We start from the raw sequence: 253 nt of genomic DNA, 5'->3' as shown, positions 1-253 counted from the left end.
CGTGCTGGTGTGGCCGATAACCTTGCCGTTTCCGATGCGCAGTCGCAGACCGAACAGGCGAACAACCAGTACATTAGCGCGCTGTATCAGCACAACATTGCAAAGCTTTCATTGGCGCGCGCCGTCGCTACGCCGGAACGAATTACAAACAAGCTCTTCAACTCGGAGGAAAGTGATCGTGGCAGATTCCGATCAGCAGCAACAGCAGCAGAACAAGGCAGCAGCACCCGATCCGTCTGAGACGGCACCGGCA

Annotated in this window: 1 pseudogene; it reads left to right on the top strand. The window is 56.5% G+C overall.

The window, feature by feature from the left end:
• Window positions 1-240 (top strand): annotated as a pseudogene (locus JAO32_RS19965) (hypothetical protein); the annotation flags it as partial.
• Window positions 241-253 lie beyond the last annotated feature (13 nt).

It is taken from the genome of Terriglobus sp. ADX1 (genome assembly GCF_036877645.1).
Taxonomy (GTDB): Bacteria; Acidobacteriota; Terriglobia; order Terriglobales; family Acidobacteriaceae; genus Terriglobus.
This window is presented reverse-complemented; position numbering and strand designations above follow the sequence as displayed.